The 18475-nt window shown below is 58.1% G+C and carries 18 protein-coding genes and 1 pseudogene; 13 read left to right on the forward strand and 6 right to left on the reverse strand.

What is annotated here, in order from left to right:
* The first annotated feature begins 137 nt into the window (after positions 1–137).
* Positions 138–1196: an AI-2E family transporter gene (locus tag ABD827_RS01345; RefSeq protein WP_344961646.1), complete on the forward strand. Its 1059-nt coding sequence runs from the start codon at positions 138–140 to the stop codon at positions 1194–1196.
* Positions 1197–1684: 488 nt separating this feature from the next.
* On the opposite strand, the gene ABD827_RS01350 is transcribed toward ABD827_RS01345, so the two are convergent.
* From ABD827_RS01350 to puuE, 3 genes are read right to left on the reverse strand one after another with little or no spacing between them, the layout of a single operon-like run.
* Entirely contained in the window at positions 1685–2194 is a 510-nt protein-coding gene (locus tag ABD827_RS01350; RefSeq protein WP_425567951.1) for an ureidoglycolate lyase, read from the reverse strand.
* A gap of 59 nt (positions 2195–2253) precedes the next feature.
* Positions 2254–2769, reverse strand: a complete 516-nt coding sequence (uraD, locus tag ABD827_RS01355) for a 2-oxo-4-hydroxy-4-carboxy-5-ureidoimidazoline decarboxylase (protein ID WP_344961648.1) — start codon at positions 2767–2769, stop codon at positions 2254–2256.
* Positions 2769–3689 carry an allantoinase PuuE gene (gene puuE, locus ABD827_RS01360; protein WP_344961650.1) on the reverse strand — a complete coding sequence of 307 codons (921 nt, stop codon included), beginning with the start codon at positions 3687–3689 and terminating at the stop codon, positions 2769–2771. The genes uraD and puuE overlap by 1 nt, the downstream gene beginning before the upstream one ends.
* A 389-nt stretch (positions 3690–4078) precedes the next feature.
* Between puuE and uraH the strand changes: the two genes are divergently transcribed.
* Together uraH and ABD827_RS01370 are read left to right on the forward strand one after the other, a co-directional pair.
* Positions 4079–4432, forward strand: coding sequence for a hydroxyisourate hydrolase (uraH, locus tag ABD827_RS01365; RefSeq protein ID WP_298719702.1), 354 nt, complete (start codon positions 4079–4081; stop codon positions 4430–4432).
* Positions 4433–4521: 89 nt separating this feature from the next.
* Positions 4522–5865, forward strand: coding sequence for an NCS2 family permease (locus ABD827_RS01370; protein WP_344961654.1), 1344 nt, complete (start codon positions 4522–4524; stop codon positions 5863–5865).
* Between the two features lie 104 nt (positions 5866–5969).
* On the opposite strand, the gene ABD827_RS01375 is transcribed toward ABD827_RS01370, so the two are convergent.
* On the reverse strand, positions 5970–6296 hold the full coding sequence (locus ABD827_RS01375) for a DUF3461 family protein (RefSeq protein ID WP_344961656.1): 327 nt from the start codon (positions 6294–6296) through the stop codon (positions 5970–5972).
* Between the two features lie 231 nt (positions 6297–6527).
* Here ABD827_RS01375 and ABD827_RS01380 point away from each other — a divergent pair, with 231 nt between their 5' ends.
* Positions 6528–6779 carry a hypothetical protein gene (locus ABD827_RS01380; RefSeq protein ID WP_298719708.1) on the forward strand — a complete coding sequence of 84 codons (252 nt, stop codon included), beginning with the start codon at positions 6528–6530 and terminating at the stop codon, positions 6777–6779.
* A 51-nt stretch (positions 6780–6830) separates the two neighbouring features.
* Here the strand turns inward: ABD827_RS01380 and ABD827_RS01385 are convergent, their stop codons facing one another.
* Positions 6831–7244: a DUF3461 family protein gene (locus ABD827_RS01385; protein ID WP_344961658.1), complete on the reverse strand. Its 414-nt coding sequence runs from the start codon at positions 7242–7244 to the stop codon at positions 6831–6833.
* Positions 7245–7247: 3 nt separating this feature from the next.
* Between ABD827_RS01385 and ABD827_RS01390 the strand changes: the two genes are divergently transcribed.
* Positions 7248–7376, forward strand: a complete 129-nt coding sequence (locus tag ABD827_RS01390) for a hypothetical protein (RefSeq protein WP_344961660.1) — start codon at positions 7248–7250, stop codon at positions 7374–7376.
* A 72-nt stretch (positions 7377–7448) separates the two neighbouring features.
* Here ABD827_RS01390 and ABD827_RS01395 read toward each other — a convergent pair whose 3' ends face one another.
* Positions 7449–8780, reverse strand: coding sequence for an aldehyde dehydrogenase family protein (locus tag ABD827_RS01395; protein ID WP_344961662.1), 1332 nt, complete (start codon positions 8778–8780; stop codon positions 7449–7451).
* 270 nt (positions 8781–9050) lie between these two features.
* On the opposite strand from ABD827_RS01395, the gene ABD827_RS01400 reads away from it, so the two are divergent.
* The 8 genes and pseudogenes from ABD827_RS01400 to ABD827_RS01435 form a co-directional block, all read left to right on the forward strand.
* Positions 9051–10847, forward strand: coding sequence for a SulP family inorganic anion transporter (locus ABD827_RS01400; RefSeq protein WP_344961664.1), 1797 nt, complete (start codon positions 9051–9053; stop codon positions 10845–10847).
* Between the two features lie 143 nt (positions 10848–10990).
* Positions 10991–11971: an AAA family ATPase gene (locus tag ABD827_RS01405; protein WP_298719718.1), complete on the forward strand. Its 981-nt coding sequence runs from the start codon at positions 10991–10993 to the stop codon at positions 11969–11971.
* Positions 11972–12133: 162 nt separating this feature from the next.
* Positions 12134–13894, forward strand: coding sequence for a cobaltochelatase CobT-related protein (locus ABD827_RS01410; RefSeq protein WP_344961667.1), 1761 nt, complete (start codon positions 12134–12136; stop codon positions 13892–13894).
* A gap of 305 nt (positions 13895–14199) precedes the next feature.
* Positions 14200–15216, forward strand: coding sequence for a TRAP transporter substrate-binding protein (locus ABD827_RS01415; protein WP_344961669.1), 1017 nt, complete (start codon positions 14200–14202; stop codon positions 15214–15216).
* Positions 15217–15279: 63 nt separating this feature from the next.
* Positions 15280–15873 (forward strand): TRAP transporter small permease, encoded by a 594-nt coding sequence (locus ABD827_RS01420; protein ID WP_344961671.1) that lies wholly within the window; start codon positions 15280–15282, stop codon positions 15871–15873.
* Positions 15866–17209: a TRAP transporter large permease gene (locus ABD827_RS01425; protein ID WP_344961673.1), complete on the forward strand. Its 1344-nt coding sequence runs from the start codon at positions 15866–15868 to the stop codon at positions 17207–17209. Before ABD827_RS01420 ends, ABD827_RS01425 begins: the two co-directional genes overlap by 8 nt.
* Positions 17210–17283: 74 nt before the next feature.
* Entirely contained in the window at positions 17284–17808 is a 525-nt protein-coding gene (locus tag ABD827_RS01430; protein WP_344961675.1) for a universal stress protein, read from the forward strand.
* Positions 17809–18118: 310 nt separating this feature from the next.
* A pseudogene (locus tag ABD827_RS01435) lies at positions 18119–18475 on the forward strand (IS4 family transposase); the annotation flags it as partial.

Consider the following 18475-nt stretch of genomic DNA (forward strand, 5'->3'; position numbering starts at 1 on the left):
CAGGATGAAAGTCCCGACTGGCGCAACGCGTTTATAGAGGCGCCACTCACTTGCGAATGACTTGCAGATGAATAGGTAGCTTAGACTCCCGCCCTTCTTTACCATGGGCTCAGTGTCTTATCAGGAATCACCTACCCATGCGTGAAAAACTCGAACAACGCTCTTTTCTGTTTATGCTGCTGCTGGTCAGCCTGCTGTTCGGGCTGGTGCTCAAGCCCTTCTGGGGCGCCATTTTCTGGGCCTGCGCCATCGGCGTCATCTTCTCTCCGCTGCAGGAGCGCATTCTGCGCCTGATTGGTCACAAGCCCAATCGCGCCGCCCTGCTGACCCTGCTGATCTGTATGGTCATAGTGGTGCTGCCAGTACTGCTGATCGCCACCTCTTTCATTCAGGAAGGACTGGCATTGTATCAGCGCATCGACACCGGCGAGATAAACCCGGCCGGCTGGCTGGAGCAGATGCGCCACGCCTTTCCGCTGGTGCCCGAGCTGTTCGAACGGCTGGGTATCGATGTCGACAGCATTCGCCAGAAGCTGTCCGAAGGTGCCGTCGCCACCAGTAAACTGATGGCAGAGAAGGCGCTTGGTGCCGGTCAGAGTACCTTCACCTTCCTGATGAACGTGGCGCTGATGCTCTACCTGAGCTTCTTTCTGCTGCGCGATGGCCACCATCTTATCGAGGTACTGGTCAAGGCGCTGCCGCTGGGTGATGCCCGTGAACGCCGCTTGTTCAGCAAGTTCTCCGAAGTTACCCGGGCCACGGTCAAGGGCAACATTCTGGTCGCCATGGTACAGGGCGCCCTGGGGGGCTTTATCTTCTGGGCGCTGTCCATTCCCGGCCCGCTGCTGTGGGGGGTGGTGATGGCCTTTCTGTCGTTGATTCCGGCGGTGGGAGCCGGTCTGGTATGGCTGCCGGTGGCGTTATACCTCTATGCCAGCGGCGACTGGATTGCCGGCTCGGTGCTGGTCGGCTTTGGCGCCCTGGTGATTGGCCTGGCCGATAATGTACTGCGCCCCTTGCTGGTCGGCCGTGACACCAAGCTGCCCGATTATCTGGTGCTGTTTTCCACTCTCGGCGGGCTGAGTCTGATGGGCATCAATGGCTTTGTGATAGGCCCGCTGGTCGCGGCACTGTTTCTGGTGGTCTGGGACATTTTCACCCAGGAATTCAACGGCGAGGATCCGTACAAGTCGTGAGCTGTGAGGTGTGAGGCTGTCTCATAGTCACAAGTTTTTGTTGAACTTAATGAGGCCATCAGGCAAAGCGCACTGCTCAGCCGACACGCCGTAAACCCCTCCCTGGGGGCTCAAACCGCGCCATCCCTGGCGCGGATGGTCGGTTGAGCAGACACCCTTTGCCCTCCCGTCGGCAGCGGAGTGGCCTGTCAGCGGTGCACACCGACCACTCTGAGCCCGAAAAGAGACAGCTGGGATAGACTCAGCCGATCATCACATGACAGGTCAACAAAGGCTCCTGCAATGCTCTGACACTCCCGCCATCCTTGGCGGTCGGACGTCATGTGCTGAGCGTCGCAGGGATGAAGTTTAGCGTGTCGGAAGAGGCTACCCAGTTGCCTCTGAGCATATCTTATGAACTGACAGACTTGTGACTAAGAGACAGGGGGTAAGGCGTGAACTAACGGAGAATTTCCTCTTGCCGGGCGGCAAGAGGAAAAGGGCACAACTTAGTCGAGTTCAACGGTGAGCTGAATGGACTCATCGAAGAAGAATTCGTCACAGTTGTTACCGGGACCACTGCGGTCAACCACCAGGAACTCGTCGTCATCGCGCAGCGCCATGATCGGATGGTGCCAGACGCCACTATGATAGTTTACGCCCTGACGAGCGCTTGCGCGGAAGGCGCGCACCGTGCTGGGGTCTATGTTCAGGCTGCCATCGCCAACGGGCGCAACCACCAGCAGAAACTCGTGGCCAAACAGCGGAATGAAAGACTGGGAACCGAACGGGTGACGCTCCAGCATTTTCACCTGCAGCGGATATTCCAGAGTCTTGGCCCGAAAAATATTGATAATGCCCTGGCCTTCTTCATCCAGCTGCACATCACCCAGCTTGTGATAACGACGGGTAGAACCGTTGTTGATCATGAAGTAGTCACGGCCTTCAGACTCGATAACGTCGCCAAAGGGGGCGAACGCTTCTTTGGTCAGCGGCTCTATCTTGAGAGTCTTGATCATTTCTGTCTCCGAAAACGAATAAAAAAACGGGGTGACTGACACCCCGCCTCTCTTCTAGATTACATAGCGCTCAGTCGAAACTCGGCAATCTTGTTGATTTCTTTGACCGCACGAGCAAATTCGGTGTCGTAGTCGTTGTGAATACGCTCTTCGAATGCCGCCAGGATCTGGTGCCGGTTAGAGCCTCTTACCGCCATGATGAACGGAAACTGGAACTTTTCCTTGTAGGCGTTGTTCAGGAAAGTGAAGCGCTCGAATTCTTCGGCGTTGCACTCGCTGATGCCGGCGCCGGCCTGCTCGCTGGTAGAGGCTTCGGTCAGCTCGCCGCGCTGGGCAGCCTTGCCGGCCAAATCCGGGTGAGCGTTGATCAGGTCGAGCTGTGCTTTCTTGTCGGCGTTGCTCATCACTGCCGCCATGCGGCCGTGCAGTTGCTCGATGTTGTCATCTTCCGCAGTCAGGCCCTGATCGAAGGTCTGCTCGGCCACCCAGGGAGAGTGCTCGTAGATGTCGGCGAACGCGGCCACGAACTCGTCGCGGCTCATGGAGCTAGGAGTACAGGTAGTAAAACGGCTCATTACTTGTTTCCTTTATAGGGGTGATGCTCGTGCCAGTGCTTGGCAATGTCGATACGGCGGGTAAACCACACCTGGTCGTGGCTACGAGCGTACTTGATGAAGCGCTCCAGGCCTGCCATCCGGCCGGGACGACCCAGAATGCGACAGTGCATGCCGATAGACAGCATTTTCGGCGCTTCGGCACCCTCTTCATACAACACGTCGAAGGCGTCTTTCAGGTACTGGTAGAATTCTTCGCCGTTGTTATAGCCATTCAGGCCAAAGCGCATGTCGTTGGTATCCATCACATACGGCACCACCAGGTGGCCCTTGCCGTTGTTGTCTACCCAATAAGGCAGATCGTCGGCGTAGGAATCGGAGTCGTACAGGATGCCTTCGTCTTCCATCACAATCTTGCGGGTATTGGGGCTGTCGCGGCCGGTATACCAGCCTTGTGGGCGCTGACCACAGACACGCTCGAAGATTTCCATCGCTTTATGATAGTGCTCGCGCTCTTCTTCTTCGTCTTTGAACTGGTAAGAGATCCACTTGTAGGCGTGAGAGCAGATCTCGTGACCTTCATCCATGAACGCCTGGGCTACCTCGGGATAACGCTCGATGGCGGTGGCCACGGCAAAGATGGTCATGGGAATGTCGTAACGCTTGAACAGACGCAGCAGGCGCCATACACCGGCACGGCTGCCATACTCGTAGATGGACTCCATGCTCATGTGACGCGCATCGGGGAAGGCGACGGCAGTCGGCATTTCGGACAGGAAGGCTTCGGATTCGCCATCGCCATGCAATACGTTGCGCTCACCGCCTTCTTCGTAGTTCAGTACAAAGTTGATGGCGATACGGGCCTTGTTCGGCCACTTGGGGTGAGGCGGGTTGGCACCATACCCGACGAGATCGCGAGGATAGTCGTTGTTTTGGCTCATCGGAAAAACTCCTTGAAACGCAGGTTGAGACACCAGCCGAGACAAGAATTTGCAGAGGGCTGGCCAGTCATGGTAATGATTTTATTGTATACAATAGAACCAATATATGTAAATAACAGGTTTGATTTTTGTATCCGCTCTCGCGGGAAATCTTGCTTTGAACCACCAAAGCAAAGACAATCCTGTCTTGTCAGGATAATGAAGATCACAGTGGTGCCGGCAATTGTAAACATATTGCACGCCAATGTTAACTAAATGTGGACCTCGAGTATTATCTTGATGTAAAATTACTTCTGTCGCCGTACCCTTCCTACGCCAACCGGCAGGGAAAATGCGAAGGCAGTACCTTGAATCAATGAAGACGCTACTACGCGCAAGGTAACGAAACCATGGGAAGATTAACCACACACGTCCTCGACGCCTCCAAAGGCCTGCCCGGTTCCGACATCAAAATCGAACTGTATCGGGTTGAAGGTGAGCACACCACGCTGATCAACACCGTGTACACCAACAGCGATGGCCGTACCGACGCACCGGTACTGGAAGGCGAAGATTATGTACCCGGTAAATACCAGCTGGTATTCCATACCGGCACTTATCTGAGAGCTTCAGGCGTTGAGCTGCTCGAGCCCGCCTTCCTGGATGACGTGGTTATCCGCTTCGGCATCGCCGCCGGCCAAGAGCACTACCACGTACCCCTGCTGATCTCACCTTATAGCTACTCTACCTACAGAGGCAGCTAACGGGTAGAGACAGCCCCTGTCAATGCCGGCCGATGAAACATCGCCGGCATTGACAGTCTGCCACCCCATCTATTCGAGGATTTCCGGTCATGGAAAACACCAAACATGAGTCAACCCCGCACGCCACTCCCGCTTCCGGGGGGGTGCTGGACAAATGGTTTAAGTTAAGTGCCCACGGCACCTCGGTCAAAACCGAACTGGTTGCCGGCCTGACAACTTTTATCACCATGGCTTACATCATCTTTGTTAACCCCAATATCATGGCCGCCTCGGGTATGGATGCCGGCGCCGTCTTCGTTGCTACCTGCATCGGTGCCGCCATCGCCACTCTTTTCATGGGTCTGTACGCCAACTGGCCGGTCGGCCTGGCGCCGGGTATGGGCCTGAATGCCTTTTTCGCCTTCACCGTGGTCGGCGAAATGGGTTACAGCTGGGAGATAGCGCTCGGCGCCGTGTTCTGGTCCGGCGTGATTTTTACCGCCATGAGTTTCTGGAAGATTCGTGAATGGGTGCTCGACGCCATTCCCGAGTCTTTACGCTATGCCATGACCGCCGGCGTCGGCCTGTTTCTGGGTCTGATTGGCCTCAAGACCGCCGGCATAGTGGTGCCCAGCCAGGCCACCATGGTCACCCTGGGCGACTTTACCCAACCCAGTGCCTGGCTGGCCGCCGTCTGCTTCCTGACCATCGCCGTTCTGGCCCATCGCAGAATTTTCGGCGCCGTCTTGATCGGTGTAATCGGCGTGACCCTCATCGGGCTCTCGATGGGAATCGTGGAATATAACGGCGTGTTCGCCATGCCGCCCAGCATAGCGCCGACCTTCATGAAACTGGATATCATGGGCGCGCTGGATGTGGGCATGATCACCGTGATCCTGTCGTTTTTGTTCGTCAACATGTTCGATACCGCCGGCACCCTGATGGGCGTGGCCGAACGGGCTCACCTGCGTCGTCCGGACGGCTCGATTGAAGGACTGAAAAAGTCCCTGAAGGCCGACAGCGCCTCTTCGGTCATCGGTACTTTCGTCGGTTGCCCGCCGGTGACCAGTTACGTAGAAAGCGCCGCCGGCGTCGCCGCCGGCGGTCGCACCGGCCTGACCGCCATCACCATTGCCGCGCTCTTTCTGCTGTCCATGTTCCTGGCGCCGCTGGCGGGCATGATACCGGCCTACGCCACCGCCGGCGCCCTGCTCTACGTCGCCTTTGCCATGATGAGCAGTCTGGCCAGGATAGAATGGGACGACTACACAGAGATGGCCCCGGCCGCCCTCACCGCCCTGATGATGCCGCTGACCTTCTCCATCGCCAACGGCATCGCCATAGGCTTTGTCAGCTACGCCGTGCTCAAGCTGGCCACCGGTCAGGCCAACAAGGTCTCGATCGGCGTCTATGTGCTGAGCGTCGTCTTTATCGCCAAGTTCGTTTACATGTAACGCTTCCATGTCATGACTCGGCCAAAAAAAAAACCACCGGTGCATACCGGTGGTTTTTTTATAGCGGTATCTGAATCTGCGATGCATCCACGGGATGCTCGCCGCTACAACTCTGCCAGCCGCCGACGGATTTCCTCCATCTTGGCATGCATCACCTGCTCCAGGCTGGCCAGGTTATCGACAATCTCTGCCTTGACATCCGCCGGCGGCGCTTCTCCCTGCAACCGGTTCAGCTCGCTCAGTGCCTGCTTCAGCACCGCCTGATCGTCCGCTAAAAAGGCGAACTTGAGGCTGGCCGGCTGACTGCCTTCCTGCCCCGGATGAAAATAGACTTTCAGTTCATCTTCACCCTTTGCATGGCGCACCGTAAATCGTGCGATATCACCGGTATTCTCGATACCCATGGCGGTCAAGGTTGGAAATTCGGACATGGACATATAGCTACCCCGTGACGGATGAAACACGCTGACACGCTGAGTTTACAGCCTGTTAACAAAGGCTCACGCTAATGGTCTCAGCCTTCTCCGGCTAGAGCCAGAGACCCGACATTGATAAGGCCAGCACCACTGGCCCCAGGCTAACCGATGAGCTGGTTCTAACGTGGAGCCGTCAGGCTCTCTAGATTGCCATTCATACCCAGCCGAATAGCCACAGGAGTGACCATGTCAGAGAAGACCGAGCTGAACATCGCATTGAACAATGACACCGCCCGTCTGTTTGCCGAATACGAGGCCTTTACCCAGGTGTCGCCGGAAGTGTATGTACAGCAGTTGATCGAAAAGACGATGCCGACCCTGGAAGCTATGGTAGGCGCCTTGCGTGATGCCAATGGCGATGAAGAGGCGGTGATGGAGTTGTTTGGCAAGAAAATGGCGGAGTCGATGCTGAAACAGCAACAGGCGCTGGCCTCCTGAGCCGGCATGGTTGCCAATGAAAAGGGGCGGCTCCTGGCCGCCCCTTTTCGGTTATTTCAACGCGTCTATCTGCCGACGCAGCTCGTCCAGCTTGTCCTTCATCACCCGTTCCATATGCTCCAGATCGGCCAGCAACTGCTGCTTGGTCGCCTGCGCCGAGGTGTTATCTTCGGCTGGCGCCTCGGCCGGCTGCAGCAAGGCATGCAATTCCACCAGCGCCTGGCGCAATATCGGGCTGGTATCTTCCAGCTGATGCCAGGCATCGGTTTTCTGAAACTCGACCGGCACATTGGCCCTGGGCCGGGCAAAGGTAAACTTCTTGCTACGTGACAGAAAGGAGCCGCTCGGCCGGTGATAATACACCTTGAGCACGTCGGCCCTGGCCTCGCGGCGCAGGCGGTAACGGCTGATGCTGTCGAAAGAGGTGATCCCCATCTGTTCCAGGGTCGGGTATGGTGCTGTCATCTGATGTGGCCCAAAAAGGTGATGCAACTAAAAGATGCCGTCACCAGCAAGGCGGTGGCAGCGTATCGGGGCATCCGAGCCGTGACCGTCGATGAAGACAGTGCCGTTCCTGGCGAGCGCACTAGGCGATAGATGACGAAATTATAAGCGAGCCCCGTCGAAAAACGACAGGGCCAGATACCGGGAATAGCTGGAACCAGAGGATCAAACCGAGACGAGCAGCGTCTTCAGGTGACAGAAGGCCTTGATGTTGAATCGCCCTTCCGGTGCCGGGTTGAACCCGGACGGATAACCCTTGCCCTGATGAGGATCCATGTTGATCAGGCAGCGGCCAAACGACAATCGCCGCGCCAATTGCTCTCCCCGTGCCAGATCCCGGGTCCAGATACTGGCGGTGCCGTCGGGCCCCAGTTCCTGGCAGAGATCGGTGATCGCATCCAGACTCGGCACCCGGATCACGCAGGCCAGCGGTCCGCTCAGCTGTTGCCGAAACACTTCCATCTTCGGCGCTACCTCATCCAGCAAGGAGGCAGGATAATGCCAGCCCTCGCCTGCCGGCAACTCACAGCCCACTACCGCCCGGGCGCCGGCGGCCAGCGCGGCGGTAACCTGCTGATGCAATTCATCCCGCTGCAAACCGGTGGCCAGTGGGCCCAGAGTAGCAGTCTCCTGCTCCGGGTCGCCGCATTGCAGCTCGCTCAGCCGCGCCGACAGCCGAGCCACAAAATCATCGGCAATGCCCGGCGTCACGATAAATCCCCGTGCCGCATAACCCAGCTGGCCGGCATTACGAAAACGTGAACGCATGGCTGCATCTACCGCCAGTTCCAGATCCGCATCATCCAGAATGACATGCAGCTCGGTTTCATCCAGCTCCAGCACAATCGGCTTCAGTTGCTGTCCTGCCAGCGCCGCCACCTGGCTGGCATCCTGACGATTGCCGCTGAACGCCATTGCCTTCACTCTCGGGTCGGCAATCAGGCTGGCCACCTGTAGCTTGTCAATCAACAGGCTGAACACCAGCCCCCGGGGGGCGCCGGCCTCGGCCAGCAGCCATTCGATCTCCCGGGCACAGCGCGGCAGGTTCTCGGCCAGTTTCAGCAGCACGACATTACCGGCCATCAGGGTCGGCGCCAGCATGCGAAACACCTGCCACAGCGGAAAGCGCCAGGACGTCAGCAACAGCACGGTTCCCATGGGCTCGAAGGTCGTCATACTGCGCGCCAGCGGCAGCATCGCCTGCCCCTGGGTGGCAAAGTAGGTACATTCCAGCGCACAGCGGTCTATCTCAACCAGGGCTTCACTGAGCAGTTTGCCCATCTCTCGCGTCATGGTCAGCGCCAGCCGCTCCCGGTTGGCCGAGAGCAAGGACGCCAGCCGGTTCAGCACGGCGCTGCGATCGGCGAAGCTGCTTTGTCGCCACTCCTTCGCCACCACATGACTCTGCTGCACCCGTTGCTCAAGTTCGGCGGCAGACAGCGTCGCCACCCGCTCGGCTTCGCGTCCGGTCGCCGGATGATACGAGATAAAGGCCATAACGTTTCTCCCTGCTGGCCGCTAAGGGTGCCAAACGGCACATTCATTTCGGCGAGGGATGGCGCCACCGGTGATATAATAAGAAGGCTATTTGTGCCTTACCGCCGATCCGGGGTCGCCATCGCACCTTGTCGTGACGTTAGCCGGAGGCGAACGGCGCTACAACAGCCAGTTACCCTCGTTTAATAGAACCAGGCAAAGGGTTCAAGGCGTGATGCGTCGCCATCGGCCGACGGAATCAGGCACACGACAACAAAAGGGAGATCAAGCATGGCAAACCAAGCCCTGGGCAAGCCGGGTATCTGGGTTCGGCTGCTGCCGTTTCTGCAGTGGACACCGCTGGTCAATGGCGCCAGCCTGCGCGCCGACGCCCAGGCCGGGCTGACCAACGCCATTATCGTGCTGCCCCAGGGGGTCGCCTATGCCCTGATCGCCGGCTTGCCGCCGGAATACGGGCTCTATGCCGCCATCATACCGGCCATCATCGCCGCCCTGTTCGGCTCGTCCTGGCACCTGATTTCCGGCCCCACCGCCGCCATGTCCATCGTGGTGTTCACCTCGGTCAGTCCCCTGGCCACCCCGGGAACGGCGGAGTTTATTGCGCTGGCACTGACCCTGACGCTGATGAAGGGGGTCTTTCAGCTGGTGCTGGCCTCGGCACGGCTGGGGGTACTGGTCAACTTCGTGTCCCATTCGGTGGTGATCGGCTTTACCGCCGGGGCCGCCGTGGTCATCGTGGTCAGTCAGCTGCAGAATCTGCTGGGACTGTCGTTGCATACCAAGGGCACCTTTACCGATAACGGCTGGCAGGTACTCAGCCATCTCTCCAGTGCCGATCCCTACAGCCTGGCGGTGGGGCTCACCACTCTGATCAGCTGTGTGCTGATTAAAAAATTGCTGCCGCGCTGGCCCAATATGCTGATCGCCCTGGCCCTGGCCAGTGGCCTGGCCTTTATTCTCGACCCCGGCCAGCAGCACATCGCCATGGTGGGTGCCATTCCCGCCAGCCTGCCGCCGCTGAGCATGCCCGACCTCGGCTTTGGCAGCATCAGCGCCCTGTCTTCCGGTGCGCTGGCCATCAGCCTGCTTGGCCTGGTGGAAGCCTCTTCCATCGCCCGGGCCATCGCCAGTCGTTCTCATCAGCGGCTGGATGATAATCAGGAATTCATCGGCCAGGGCTTGTCGAATGTGGTCGGGGCCTTTTTCTCCTGCTATGCCTCCTCCGGCTCCTTTACCCGTACCGGCGTCAACTATACCTCCGGTGCCCGTACGCCGATGGCGGCAATTTTTGCCTCTCTTTTTCTGCTGATCATACTGCAGCTGTTTTCCGATATTACCGCCTGGCTGCCGGTGCCGGCCATGGCCGGCCTGCTGCTGGTGGTCGCCTGGAACCTGATTGATTTTCGCCACATTCGACTTATCGTTCGCGCCGCCAAGTCCGAAACCACGGTACTGGTGGTCACCTTTGCCGCCACCCTGCTGGTGGCATTGGAATTCGCCATTTATGCGGGGGTGATACTGTCGCTGATTTTCTATCTCAAGCGCACCTCCACCCCCCGTATCGTCAGCATATTGCCGGACCCGGATGCCAGGCATCCCTTCTTCGTCAGCGCCGAGGGCCGTCGCCTGCCCTACTGCCCTCAGCTGCGCATTATCCGCATCGAAGGCTCGCTGTTCTTCGGTGCCGTCAACCATGTACAGGAATACCTGCAGAATATTCGCGAACCCCGGCTGCTGATCGTCGGCAACGGCATGAACTTCGTGGATATCGTCGGCGCCGAACTGCTGCGCCAGGAGTCGGTGCGCCGGCGCGCGGCCGGCGGCGATCTTTATCTGTGCAACCTCAAGATGGGGGTGCTGCGGGTACTAAAACGCAACAATCTGATCGAGCAATTGGGTGAGGATCATATTTTTGCCAACAAGGGCCAGGCCATTCACCGCATCTACGATCAGCTGGATCCGGCCATTTGCAAGACCTGCACCGCCAGGATTTTTCAGGAATGTCATCTCGCCCCGCCCGGCGAGGGCACCGGCAGCGACACCCCCATCACCCAACAGAAAGTCTGATCACTCCCGGCAGGGTGAGCTCCTGCCGGTAACACACTGGCTACATGCCCCCGCGCCAACTGGCCCCTGCCCGCGCCGGTAGCGGCAGATACACTGTTAACACTTTGTTTACCCGTATCGCCGCAGCCAACGAGGGCAGAACCATGACCAGTCTTATTCACGACCATCCCAGCCGGCTTGTGTCGGTACGCGAGCTGTTCAATATCGACTCCGACTTCAAGGTGCCGGTGTTCGATAACAAGGACGAGCACGTACCCGATATCGATCCAGCCTATTGCTTCAATCCCGATGTCACCATGGCCATTCTGGCCGGCTTTACCCGCAACCGGCGGGTGCTGATCCAGGGGCTGCATGGCACCGGCAAGTCCACCCATATCGAGCAGGTCGCCGCCCGGCTGAACTGGCCCTGTGTGCGGGTCAACCTCGACGGTCATATCAGCCGGCTGGATCTGGTGGGCAAAGACACCATAGTGCTGAAGGATGGCAAGCAGATCACCGAATTTCAGGAAGGCATAGTGCCCTGGGCCCTGCGCCGGCCGGTGGCGCTGATCTTCGACGAATTCGATGCCGGCCGCCCGGACGTGATGTTCGTGATCCAGCGGATCCTGGAGCAGGACGGCAAGTTCACCCTGCTCGATCAGAATCAGGTGATCAACCCGCATTCCCACTTTCGGCTGTTCGCCACCGCCAATACCGTGGGCCTGGGCAACGTCAGTGGCCTGTATCATGGCACCCAGCAGGTCAACCAGGCGCAGATGGATCGCTGGAACATAGTGGCCAGCCTGGATTACCTGCCACGGGAAGATGAAATCAGCATAGTGCAGGGCAAGGTGCCCCGGTATGCGGACGAGCGTGGCTATCAGCTGATCAGCACCATGGTGGCGGTGGCCGAGCTGACCCGTTCCGGCTTCGCCGCCGGCGATCTGTCCACCCTGATGTCACCCCGCACCCTGATCGCCTGGGCCGAAAACACCGAGATATTCGGTGATCCGGCGCTGGCGTTCCGGTTGTCGTTTCTCAACAAGTGTGACGAGGCCGAACGCCCGCTGGTGGCCGAATACTATCAACGCTGTTTCGATCAGGAACTGGAAGAATCCCGCTCGCTCAAGCTGGCGCTGATGTAAGCTAAATTATCGAATTGAACCGGCGGCAATGAAGGTAGCTACCCTGTTTTGCGTGATGGTGGAACACAGCCGGCTTGGCCGGCTCGCCGTTCATCCTTGATGGAGGCTCGGCGAATCCCTTTACCCCCCAGGTTCTCTCTCGCTTTGTGAGGAAGCCCCAACATGACCACATCCCCCCCCACCCCGGGCCTGGATCCGGCCGAGCAGGAACGCCGGCAGCAACGACTCGAGGAGCTGAGTGCCGCGCTGATCCGTGCCCTGTCGGCCCAGCAGGCCCTGCGTTACCGGGGCCACCGGCTGGAATGGCAGGGTAAACCCTATCCGCTGCGCGCACCCCATCTGCACCCCGAACAAGGCAAGGACGATCTGGGCTCCTTTCGTGGCGTAGCCGATGCCATCGCCCTGCGCCTGCGCCATAACGATGTCGAACTGCACCGGCACTGGCTGCCAACCCCGCCCATTGCACGGCTGGTGTTTGAACTGCTGGAGCAGCTTAGGGTCGAATCGCTGGTCGAGTCCTGGCATCCGGGCAGCAAGCACAATCTGCATCACCGCTTTGAAGCCTGGTGCAACCAGTTTCAGGCCTCGGGCCAGACCGAAACCCATATCGGGCTCTTGCTGTTCACCCTGGCGCAGATGAGCTGGGTACAGCTGGGTGGCGGCCCGCTGGAAGAAACCACCGAGATGATGATTGAGTCGACCCGCATGTTTCTGCTGCGGGAAATCGGCCCCGCCTTCGGCCTGCTCCGCCGCCATCGTCATGATCAGGCCGCCTTTGCCGAGCAGGCCCTGTCTATCGCCCTGTGTATGGATGGCCTGATCGACGATCTCGGCCGGCAGCAAGGCACCGACGGTAAACAGGAAGAAACGCTCAGCGAAGATACCAAGCGGGCATTTGGCCTGTTACTGGATCTGGAAGGAGGTGATGAAGCCGGTCAGGCCCTGGCCGAGCAAAGCCATCATAACCGCCTGCGCCAGGCCGCCGAGGCCTTGGACTACCGTGTTTACGACGGCGGTTTCGACCGGGAGTGGCCCGCCCACAAACGGGTGCGACCCGAGCTGCTGGCCCGACTGCGCGAGGGGCTGGACAACCGCATTCGTGAGCAGGGGATCAATCTCAATGTGCTGACCAAGAAACTGCGCCGCCTGCTGGCTCGCCCCCAGCGCCAGGGCTGGCGCTTCGGCGAAGAGGAAGGGCAACTCGACGGCCGTCGCCTGCCGACCCTGGTCACCTCGGTGGCCGACCGCCGGGTGTTCAAGCAGGAGCAACAGGAGCCGAAAGGGGATGCGGTGGTCACCTTTCTCATCGACAACTCCGGATCCATGCGCCCCCATATCGAAAGCATCAGCATGCTGGTGGATACCCTGGCCCGGGCGCTGGAACGGGTTGGCGCCAAGGTGGAAATTCTGGGCTTTACCACGGGCCACTGGAACGGCGGCAAGCCGCTCAAACGCTGGCAGCGTGAGGGCCGACCGGCCAACCCCGGCCGCTTGAACGAGCGCAGTCACCTGGTCTATAAGGATGCCGATACCCCCTGGCGCCGCGCCCGTCGCAATATCGCGGCCCTGCTCAAGGATGACCTGTTTCGCGAAGGGCTGGATGGCGAGGCCTTGCTGTGGGCCGAACAACGACTGCTGGCACAACCGGCCCGGGATCGGCTGTTGCTGGTGATTTCCGACGGCTGCCCCATGGATACCGCCACCCGCCAGTGCAACGAGCAGGACATTCTCGACCTGCATCTGCGCCAGGTCAGTGGCCGGCTGGAACGTGAAGGCCGCCTGGCTCTGTGTGCGCTGGGTGTAGGGCTGGATCTGAGCGATTACTATCAACACAGTCAATTGCTGGATCTGAGCCGGTCGCTGGACAACAAGGTGTTCGACGAAGTGCTGACGCTCATGGCAAGAGCACTGGAAAAAAAATAACCAAAAAGTAACATTAATTTTACAATGCGAAATTATAACAGACTGAATATAAAGAAGTTTAATGCTGGCCCCAGTCTGAAAACACAAGTGGCCCTAACTATTTAAGGGTACAGATTCGAGTATTGAACATGGGTATAACATCCGGGCCCGGCAGTGAATCGACAATACTGCCAGCCCGGAGACCGCATGAATAAGAGAACAGAGCCAGTTGTAGGCGAGTGGGGCAGAAAACTTCATACGCCTGGCATCACGGAAGGTCACGGCTCCACCCTGTGGCGGAGCATCAAAAACTGGAGCAAGAAGCCATGTTATTCAAGCAACGTTTTATCAAGTCTATGTCTTTCGCCCTTTGTGCGGGCGCCATTGCCGCCGCCAGCTCGATGGCGCAGGCAAATACCTTTCGTATCGCGGTCGGTGACGGCGCCGGCGGCACTCAGCATGAGCTGGGGCTGAAATTCTCGGAAGAGTTCAACGCCAGAACCGATGGCAAACACGACACCAAGATGTTCCTCAACGGCCAGCTCGGCGATGAGCAGGCCACCATCAACGATGCGTCCATGGGACTGCTGGACTTCTCGATTCTGGCCATCAACAACGTCACTCCCTTCTCGCCTTCCGTCGGCGTGCTGACCCTGCCCTACATGGTGCAGAGCCTGGACGATGCGGTCGAATTGACTCAGGGCGAAGTAGGCCAGCAACTGGTGGACAACACCATTCGCGATGCCGGTGTTCGTATCGTCGGCTGGGCCTATTCCGGTTTTCGCGTACTGACCAACTCCAAGAAGCCGGTGCAGAGCCTGGCCGATCTGGAAGGACTGAAAGTACGGGTGCCGAGCAACGAAATCATGATCGACACCTATCGCGCCTGGGGCATCAACCCGACTCCCATGGCCTGGTCGGAAACCTTTACCGGCCTGCAGCTGGGCGTGGTCGATGGTCAGGACAACCCCTACATCACCGTATCCGCCATGAAGTTTGACGAGGTGCAGAAGTACATCACCAATATCCGCTATCTGTTCTCCATCGAGCCGCTGATCGTGTCTGAAGCCGTGTTCCAGTCTCAGCCTGACGACGTGCAAAAGGCCATTCTGGACGCCGGCCAGGCGGCCACCGAGCACAGCGCCGAATGGCTGGTGGAGCAGGAAGACAAGATCAAGGCCGAGCTGACCGCCGGTGGCATGGAAATCACCGAACCGGCCAATGGTGAAAAAGAGTGGATGGAGAAAGCCGTCAACCAGGTGTGGCCCAAGTACTATGAGCAGTTGGGCGGCAAGGACAAGCTGAATTCCATTCTGCAATCCCTGGGACGCGACACCATCTAAACCGTTGCTGCAACCGGAGTGTACCCCCGAACGGGTACACTCTTATTTCAGGGAGAAGTCGCCATGACCATCGGCAAAATGATATTCAAGATTATCGACAACATCGAAAAGGTGATCTGCAGAACCCTGCTCGCCTCGTTTGTTGTTCTGCTGTTCATCCAGATCATATCGCGCCAGGTATTCGGTCATTCCCTGTCCTGGACCGAGGAACTGTCAACCTACATGTTTGTGTGGTTCGTTTATTTCGGCGCCAGCTACGCCACCAAGCTCGCCGCCCACAACAGGGTCACCTTTCAGTTCAAGCTTTTTCCACCCGTCGTCGCCGTGATTTCCGAGGCCATTGCCGATCTGATCTGGGTCTGCTTCAACGGCTACTTCGTTTTTTTGAGCTACGACTTCGTGTTCAACAAGATGAACCTGTTCTGGAAATCCCAGACCCTGGGTTTTCCGATGAAATATGTGTACATGATACTGCCCATCGCCTTCGCGCTGATGACCATTCGCATACTGCAGGTCAACTATTACAAGCTGGTCAAGGGTATCGATATACGGGATCCCGAATCACTGGAAGTCGAGAAATTGATCGAGTCCTCTTCTACAAACGCTGGAAAACCCACAAAAACAACCGAGTTAAGGCAGGAGCATACCCATGGTTGAATCATCCGTTGTCATGATCCTGTTTGGGAGCTTTTTGCTGTTACTGCTGCTCGGCGCTCCCATCAGTGTGTCTTTGGGAGTTTCCGCGCTCGCGTCTTTCCTGTACCTGGACGAGAACCCCATCAAATTCGTGCAGATCGCCTTTACCTCGGTCGGTTCCTTTCCGCTGATGGCGCTGCCCGCCTTTATTCTGGCCGGGGCTCTGATGGAAGCGGCAGGTATATCGAAGCGGCTGGTGGATTTGGCCGAAAGCTTTGCCGGGCCCTTTACCGGCGGCATGTCGGCCGCCACCGTCATGGCCTGCATGTTCTTTGGCGCCATTTCCGGATCCGGTCCGGCCACCACCGCCGCCGTGGGCATGCTGATGATACCGGCCATGATCGACCGGGGTTACGGCAAGGGCTATGCCTCGGCCGTTACCGCCTCGTCCGGTGGTCTGGGTGTGGTAATACCGCCTTCCATTCCCATGGTGATCTTCGGTATTTCCGCCATGGGCATGATGGCGCCGCCTGAAGCTATTGCCCAATACGGCCAGTTTCAGTCGGTGTCCATTCCCAAGCTGTTTATCGCCGGCGTGCTGCCGGGCATGGTGCTGGCCGGCGGCCTGCTGATCATGAACTATTTTCTGTGCCGCAAGCACGGTTACAAAGGCACCACCGAAGGCTGGTCGGCCAGCGTGACCCGAGGCGCCCTGCGCAAGGGGTTCTGGTCGGTACTGGCACCGGTGGTGATTCTGGGGGGCATCTACAGCGGCCTGTTCACTCCCACCGAATCGGCCATTGTCGCCATCTTCTATACCCTGGTGATCGGTTTCTTCGTGCATCGGGAACTGAAGATCAAGGACGTGATGCGTTCACTGGAAACCACCACCTGGCTGACCGGGCGCGTGCTGCTGATCCTGTTTACCGCTACCGTGTTCGGTCGTCTGCTGGTCGAGAACCAGATTCCGGCCATCGTGGCCTCCTCCATGCTGGAGATGACCACCAACCTGTATCTGATCTGGGCACTGATCATCTTCTTTCTGCTGTTTGTCGGCATGTTCATGGAGACCCTGGCGGCCATCATGATACTGACGCCGGTACTGCTGCCGGTGGCCTATAACCTGGGCATAGATCCGGTTCATTTCGGCATTGTGGTGGTGTGCTGTTTGTCCATCGGCTTCCAGACCCCGCCGCTGGGCGAAAACCTGTTTATCGCCTCCGGGGTGTCCGGTACTTCGATAGAGGAAATATCGGTTCGCGCCCTGCCGTTTGCCATCATGTCGGTAATCTCGGTGTTTATCATCGCCTACATACCGCAGATCACCCTGTTCCTGCCCAGACTGCTGGGTTATTAGCGACGACTTCACTATGATAGACAGGGCCGACCACCGTCGGCCCTGTCCTTGCATTAACGATGAGGAATATGCTCATGTTGCCGGAAGTAAACAAGATTCTCTATTGTACCGATCTGTCCAAGAATGCCTCTTACGCTTTCAAGTACGCCGTTTATCTGGCCAGACAGACCGGCGCCGAGATCCATATTCTGAAGGTGGTCGAAGAGCTGTCCAGCGATGAACGGCTGACGCTGCAGTCCTATATTCTCAACCAGAACAGCCGTGAAGAGTTTCTGCATCAGCGCCTCAACCACGCCCGGGACCAGTTGCAGCAACGCCTGGATCATTTCTGGGAGGTGATAGCACCGCAGGAGCAGGCCATGCGCAGCAAAATCATCGGCTGCGAGGTGGTGGAAGGCTACCCCACCCAGACCATTCTCAAGCGCTCGAAGGAACTGGACTGCGATCTGATCGTGATGGGCGCCCACGAAAAAGGCTGGTTCCATACCCTGCTCGGCAGCGTGGCCAAGAACGTGTTGCGCGAGTCCCGTATTCCCACCCTGATTGTCCCCCGTCCCGAAAAAGTGGTCACCACCAAACAGGCGACCCAGAAGCACTGAGCTTCGGCGTGATTCGGTTACACACGAAAAAAGACGAGACCGGAGTCTCGTCTTTTTTTATTGCCGGAATGCCAACTCCGGCACTGGCTCAGCAATATCCTATAACTGATATGGATTTTGGGGCTAGCTTGCCTTTATCGTCACCCTCGCGAAGGCGGGGGTCCAGTGCCTTTGCAGACGACCAGCAATCTGACCATTCTGCGCCACATGTCTGGATTCCCGCCTTCGCGCTGAGGGATCCCCAAAAAAATAGGCAGACATGGTAGATTTTCTCTTTTGTTAATCGCCAAAAAAACAAAGAGGATCTGCCATGCCTGCCGTTCGCACAGTCTGCCATAACTTTTTCCGCTCTGCCCTCACTTCTTTCCATCAGGCCCGCACCAAAACCCTGCTGTCTTGCGCCGAAGGGTTGATTGCTGGTAACACGCTTTCTCTGACGCGAATTGGTCGCCACCTGCCCGGAAAGGCCAATGTAAAGCACAAGATAAAGCGGGTAGACCGGTTTATCGGTAATGAAAAACTGCACGATGAAAACACCGCCATCAGCGCCGCTATCGCCCGCCGCATCACGGCATGCCTGCCCAGTTGTATCATCGCCATTGACTGGAGTGGCTGCTGCAGCCAGGACTTCCATGTACTGCGTGCCAGTCTGGTGTATGACGGCCGC

The sequence above is a fragment of the Oceanisphaera sediminis genome (assembly GCF_039539745.1).
In the GTDB taxonomy this organism is placed as follows: Bacteria; Pseudomonadota; Gammaproteobacteria; order Enterobacterales; family Aeromonadaceae; genus Oceanimonas; species Oceanimonas sediminis.

Bases quoted from the DNA above. Each gene is read 5' to 3' on its own strand.
- ABD827_RS01345 (WP_344961646.1), top strand. From the start codon at position 138: ATGCGTGAAAAACTCGAACAACGCTCTTTTCTGTTTATGCTGCTGCTG.
- ABD827_RS01350 (WP_425567951.1), bottom strand. From the start codon at position 2,194: ATGATCAAGACTCTCAAGATAGAGCCGCTGACCAAAGAAGCGTTCGCC.
- uraD (WP_344961648.1), bottom strand. From the start codon at position 2,769: ATGAGCCGTTTTACTACCTGTACTCCTAGCTCCATGAGCCGCGACGAG.
- puuE (WP_344961650.1), bottom strand. From the start codon at position 3,689: ATGAGCCAAAACAACGACTATCCTCGCGATCTCGTCGGGTATGGTGCC.
- uraH (WP_298719702.1), top strand. From the start codon at position 4,079: ATGGGAAGATTAACCACACACGTCCTCGACGCCTCCAAAGGCCTGCCC.
- ABD827_RS01370 (WP_344961654.1), top strand. From the start codon at position 4,522: ATGGAAAACACCAAACATGAGTCAACCCCGCACGCCACTCCCGCTTCC.
- ABD827_RS01375 (WP_344961656.1), bottom strand. From the start codon at position 6,296: ATGTCCGAATTTCCAACCTTGACCGCCATGGGTATCGAGAATACCGGT.
- ABD827_RS01380 (WP_298719708.1), top strand. From the start codon at position 6,528: ATGTCAGAGAAGACCGAGCTGAACATCGCATTGAACAATGACACCGCC.
- ABD827_RS01385 (WP_344961658.1), bottom strand. From the start codon at position 7,244: ATGACAGCACCATACCCGACCCTGGAACAGATGGGGATCACCTCTTTC.
- ABD827_RS01390 (WP_344961660.1), top strand. From the start codon at position 7,248: ATGTGGCCCAAAAAGGTGATGCAACTAAAAGATGCCGTCACCAGCAAG.
- ABD827_RS01395 (WP_344961662.1), bottom strand. From the start codon at position 8,780: ATGGCCTTTATCTCGTATCATCCGGCGACCGGACGCGAAGCCGAGCGG.
- ABD827_RS01400 (WP_344961664.1), top strand. From the start codon at position 9,051: ATGGCAAACCAAGCCCTGGGCAAGCCGGGTATCTGGGTTCGGCTGCTG.
- ABD827_RS01405 (WP_298719718.1), top strand. From the start codon at position 10,991: ATGACCAGTCTTATTCACGACCATCCCAGCCGGCTTGTGTCGGTACGC.
- ABD827_RS01410 (WP_344961667.1), top strand. From the start codon at position 12,134: ATGACCACATCCCCCCCCACCCCGGGCCTGGATCCGGCCGAGCAGGAA.
- ABD827_RS01415 (WP_344961669.1), top strand. From the start codon at position 14,200: ATGTTATTCAAGCAACGTTTTATCAAGTCTATGTCTTTCGCCCTTTGT.
- ABD827_RS01420 (WP_344961671.1), top strand. From the start codon at position 15,280: ATGACCATCGGCAAAATGATATTCAAGATTATCGACAACATCGAAAAG.
- ABD827_RS01425 (WP_344961673.1), top strand. From the start codon at position 15,866: ATGGTTGAATCATCCGTTGTCATGATCCTGTTTGGGAGCTTTTTGCTG.
- ABD827_RS01430 (WP_344961675.1), top strand. From the start codon at position 17,284: ATGTTGCCGGAAGTAAACAAGATTCTCTATTGTACCGATCTGTCCAAG.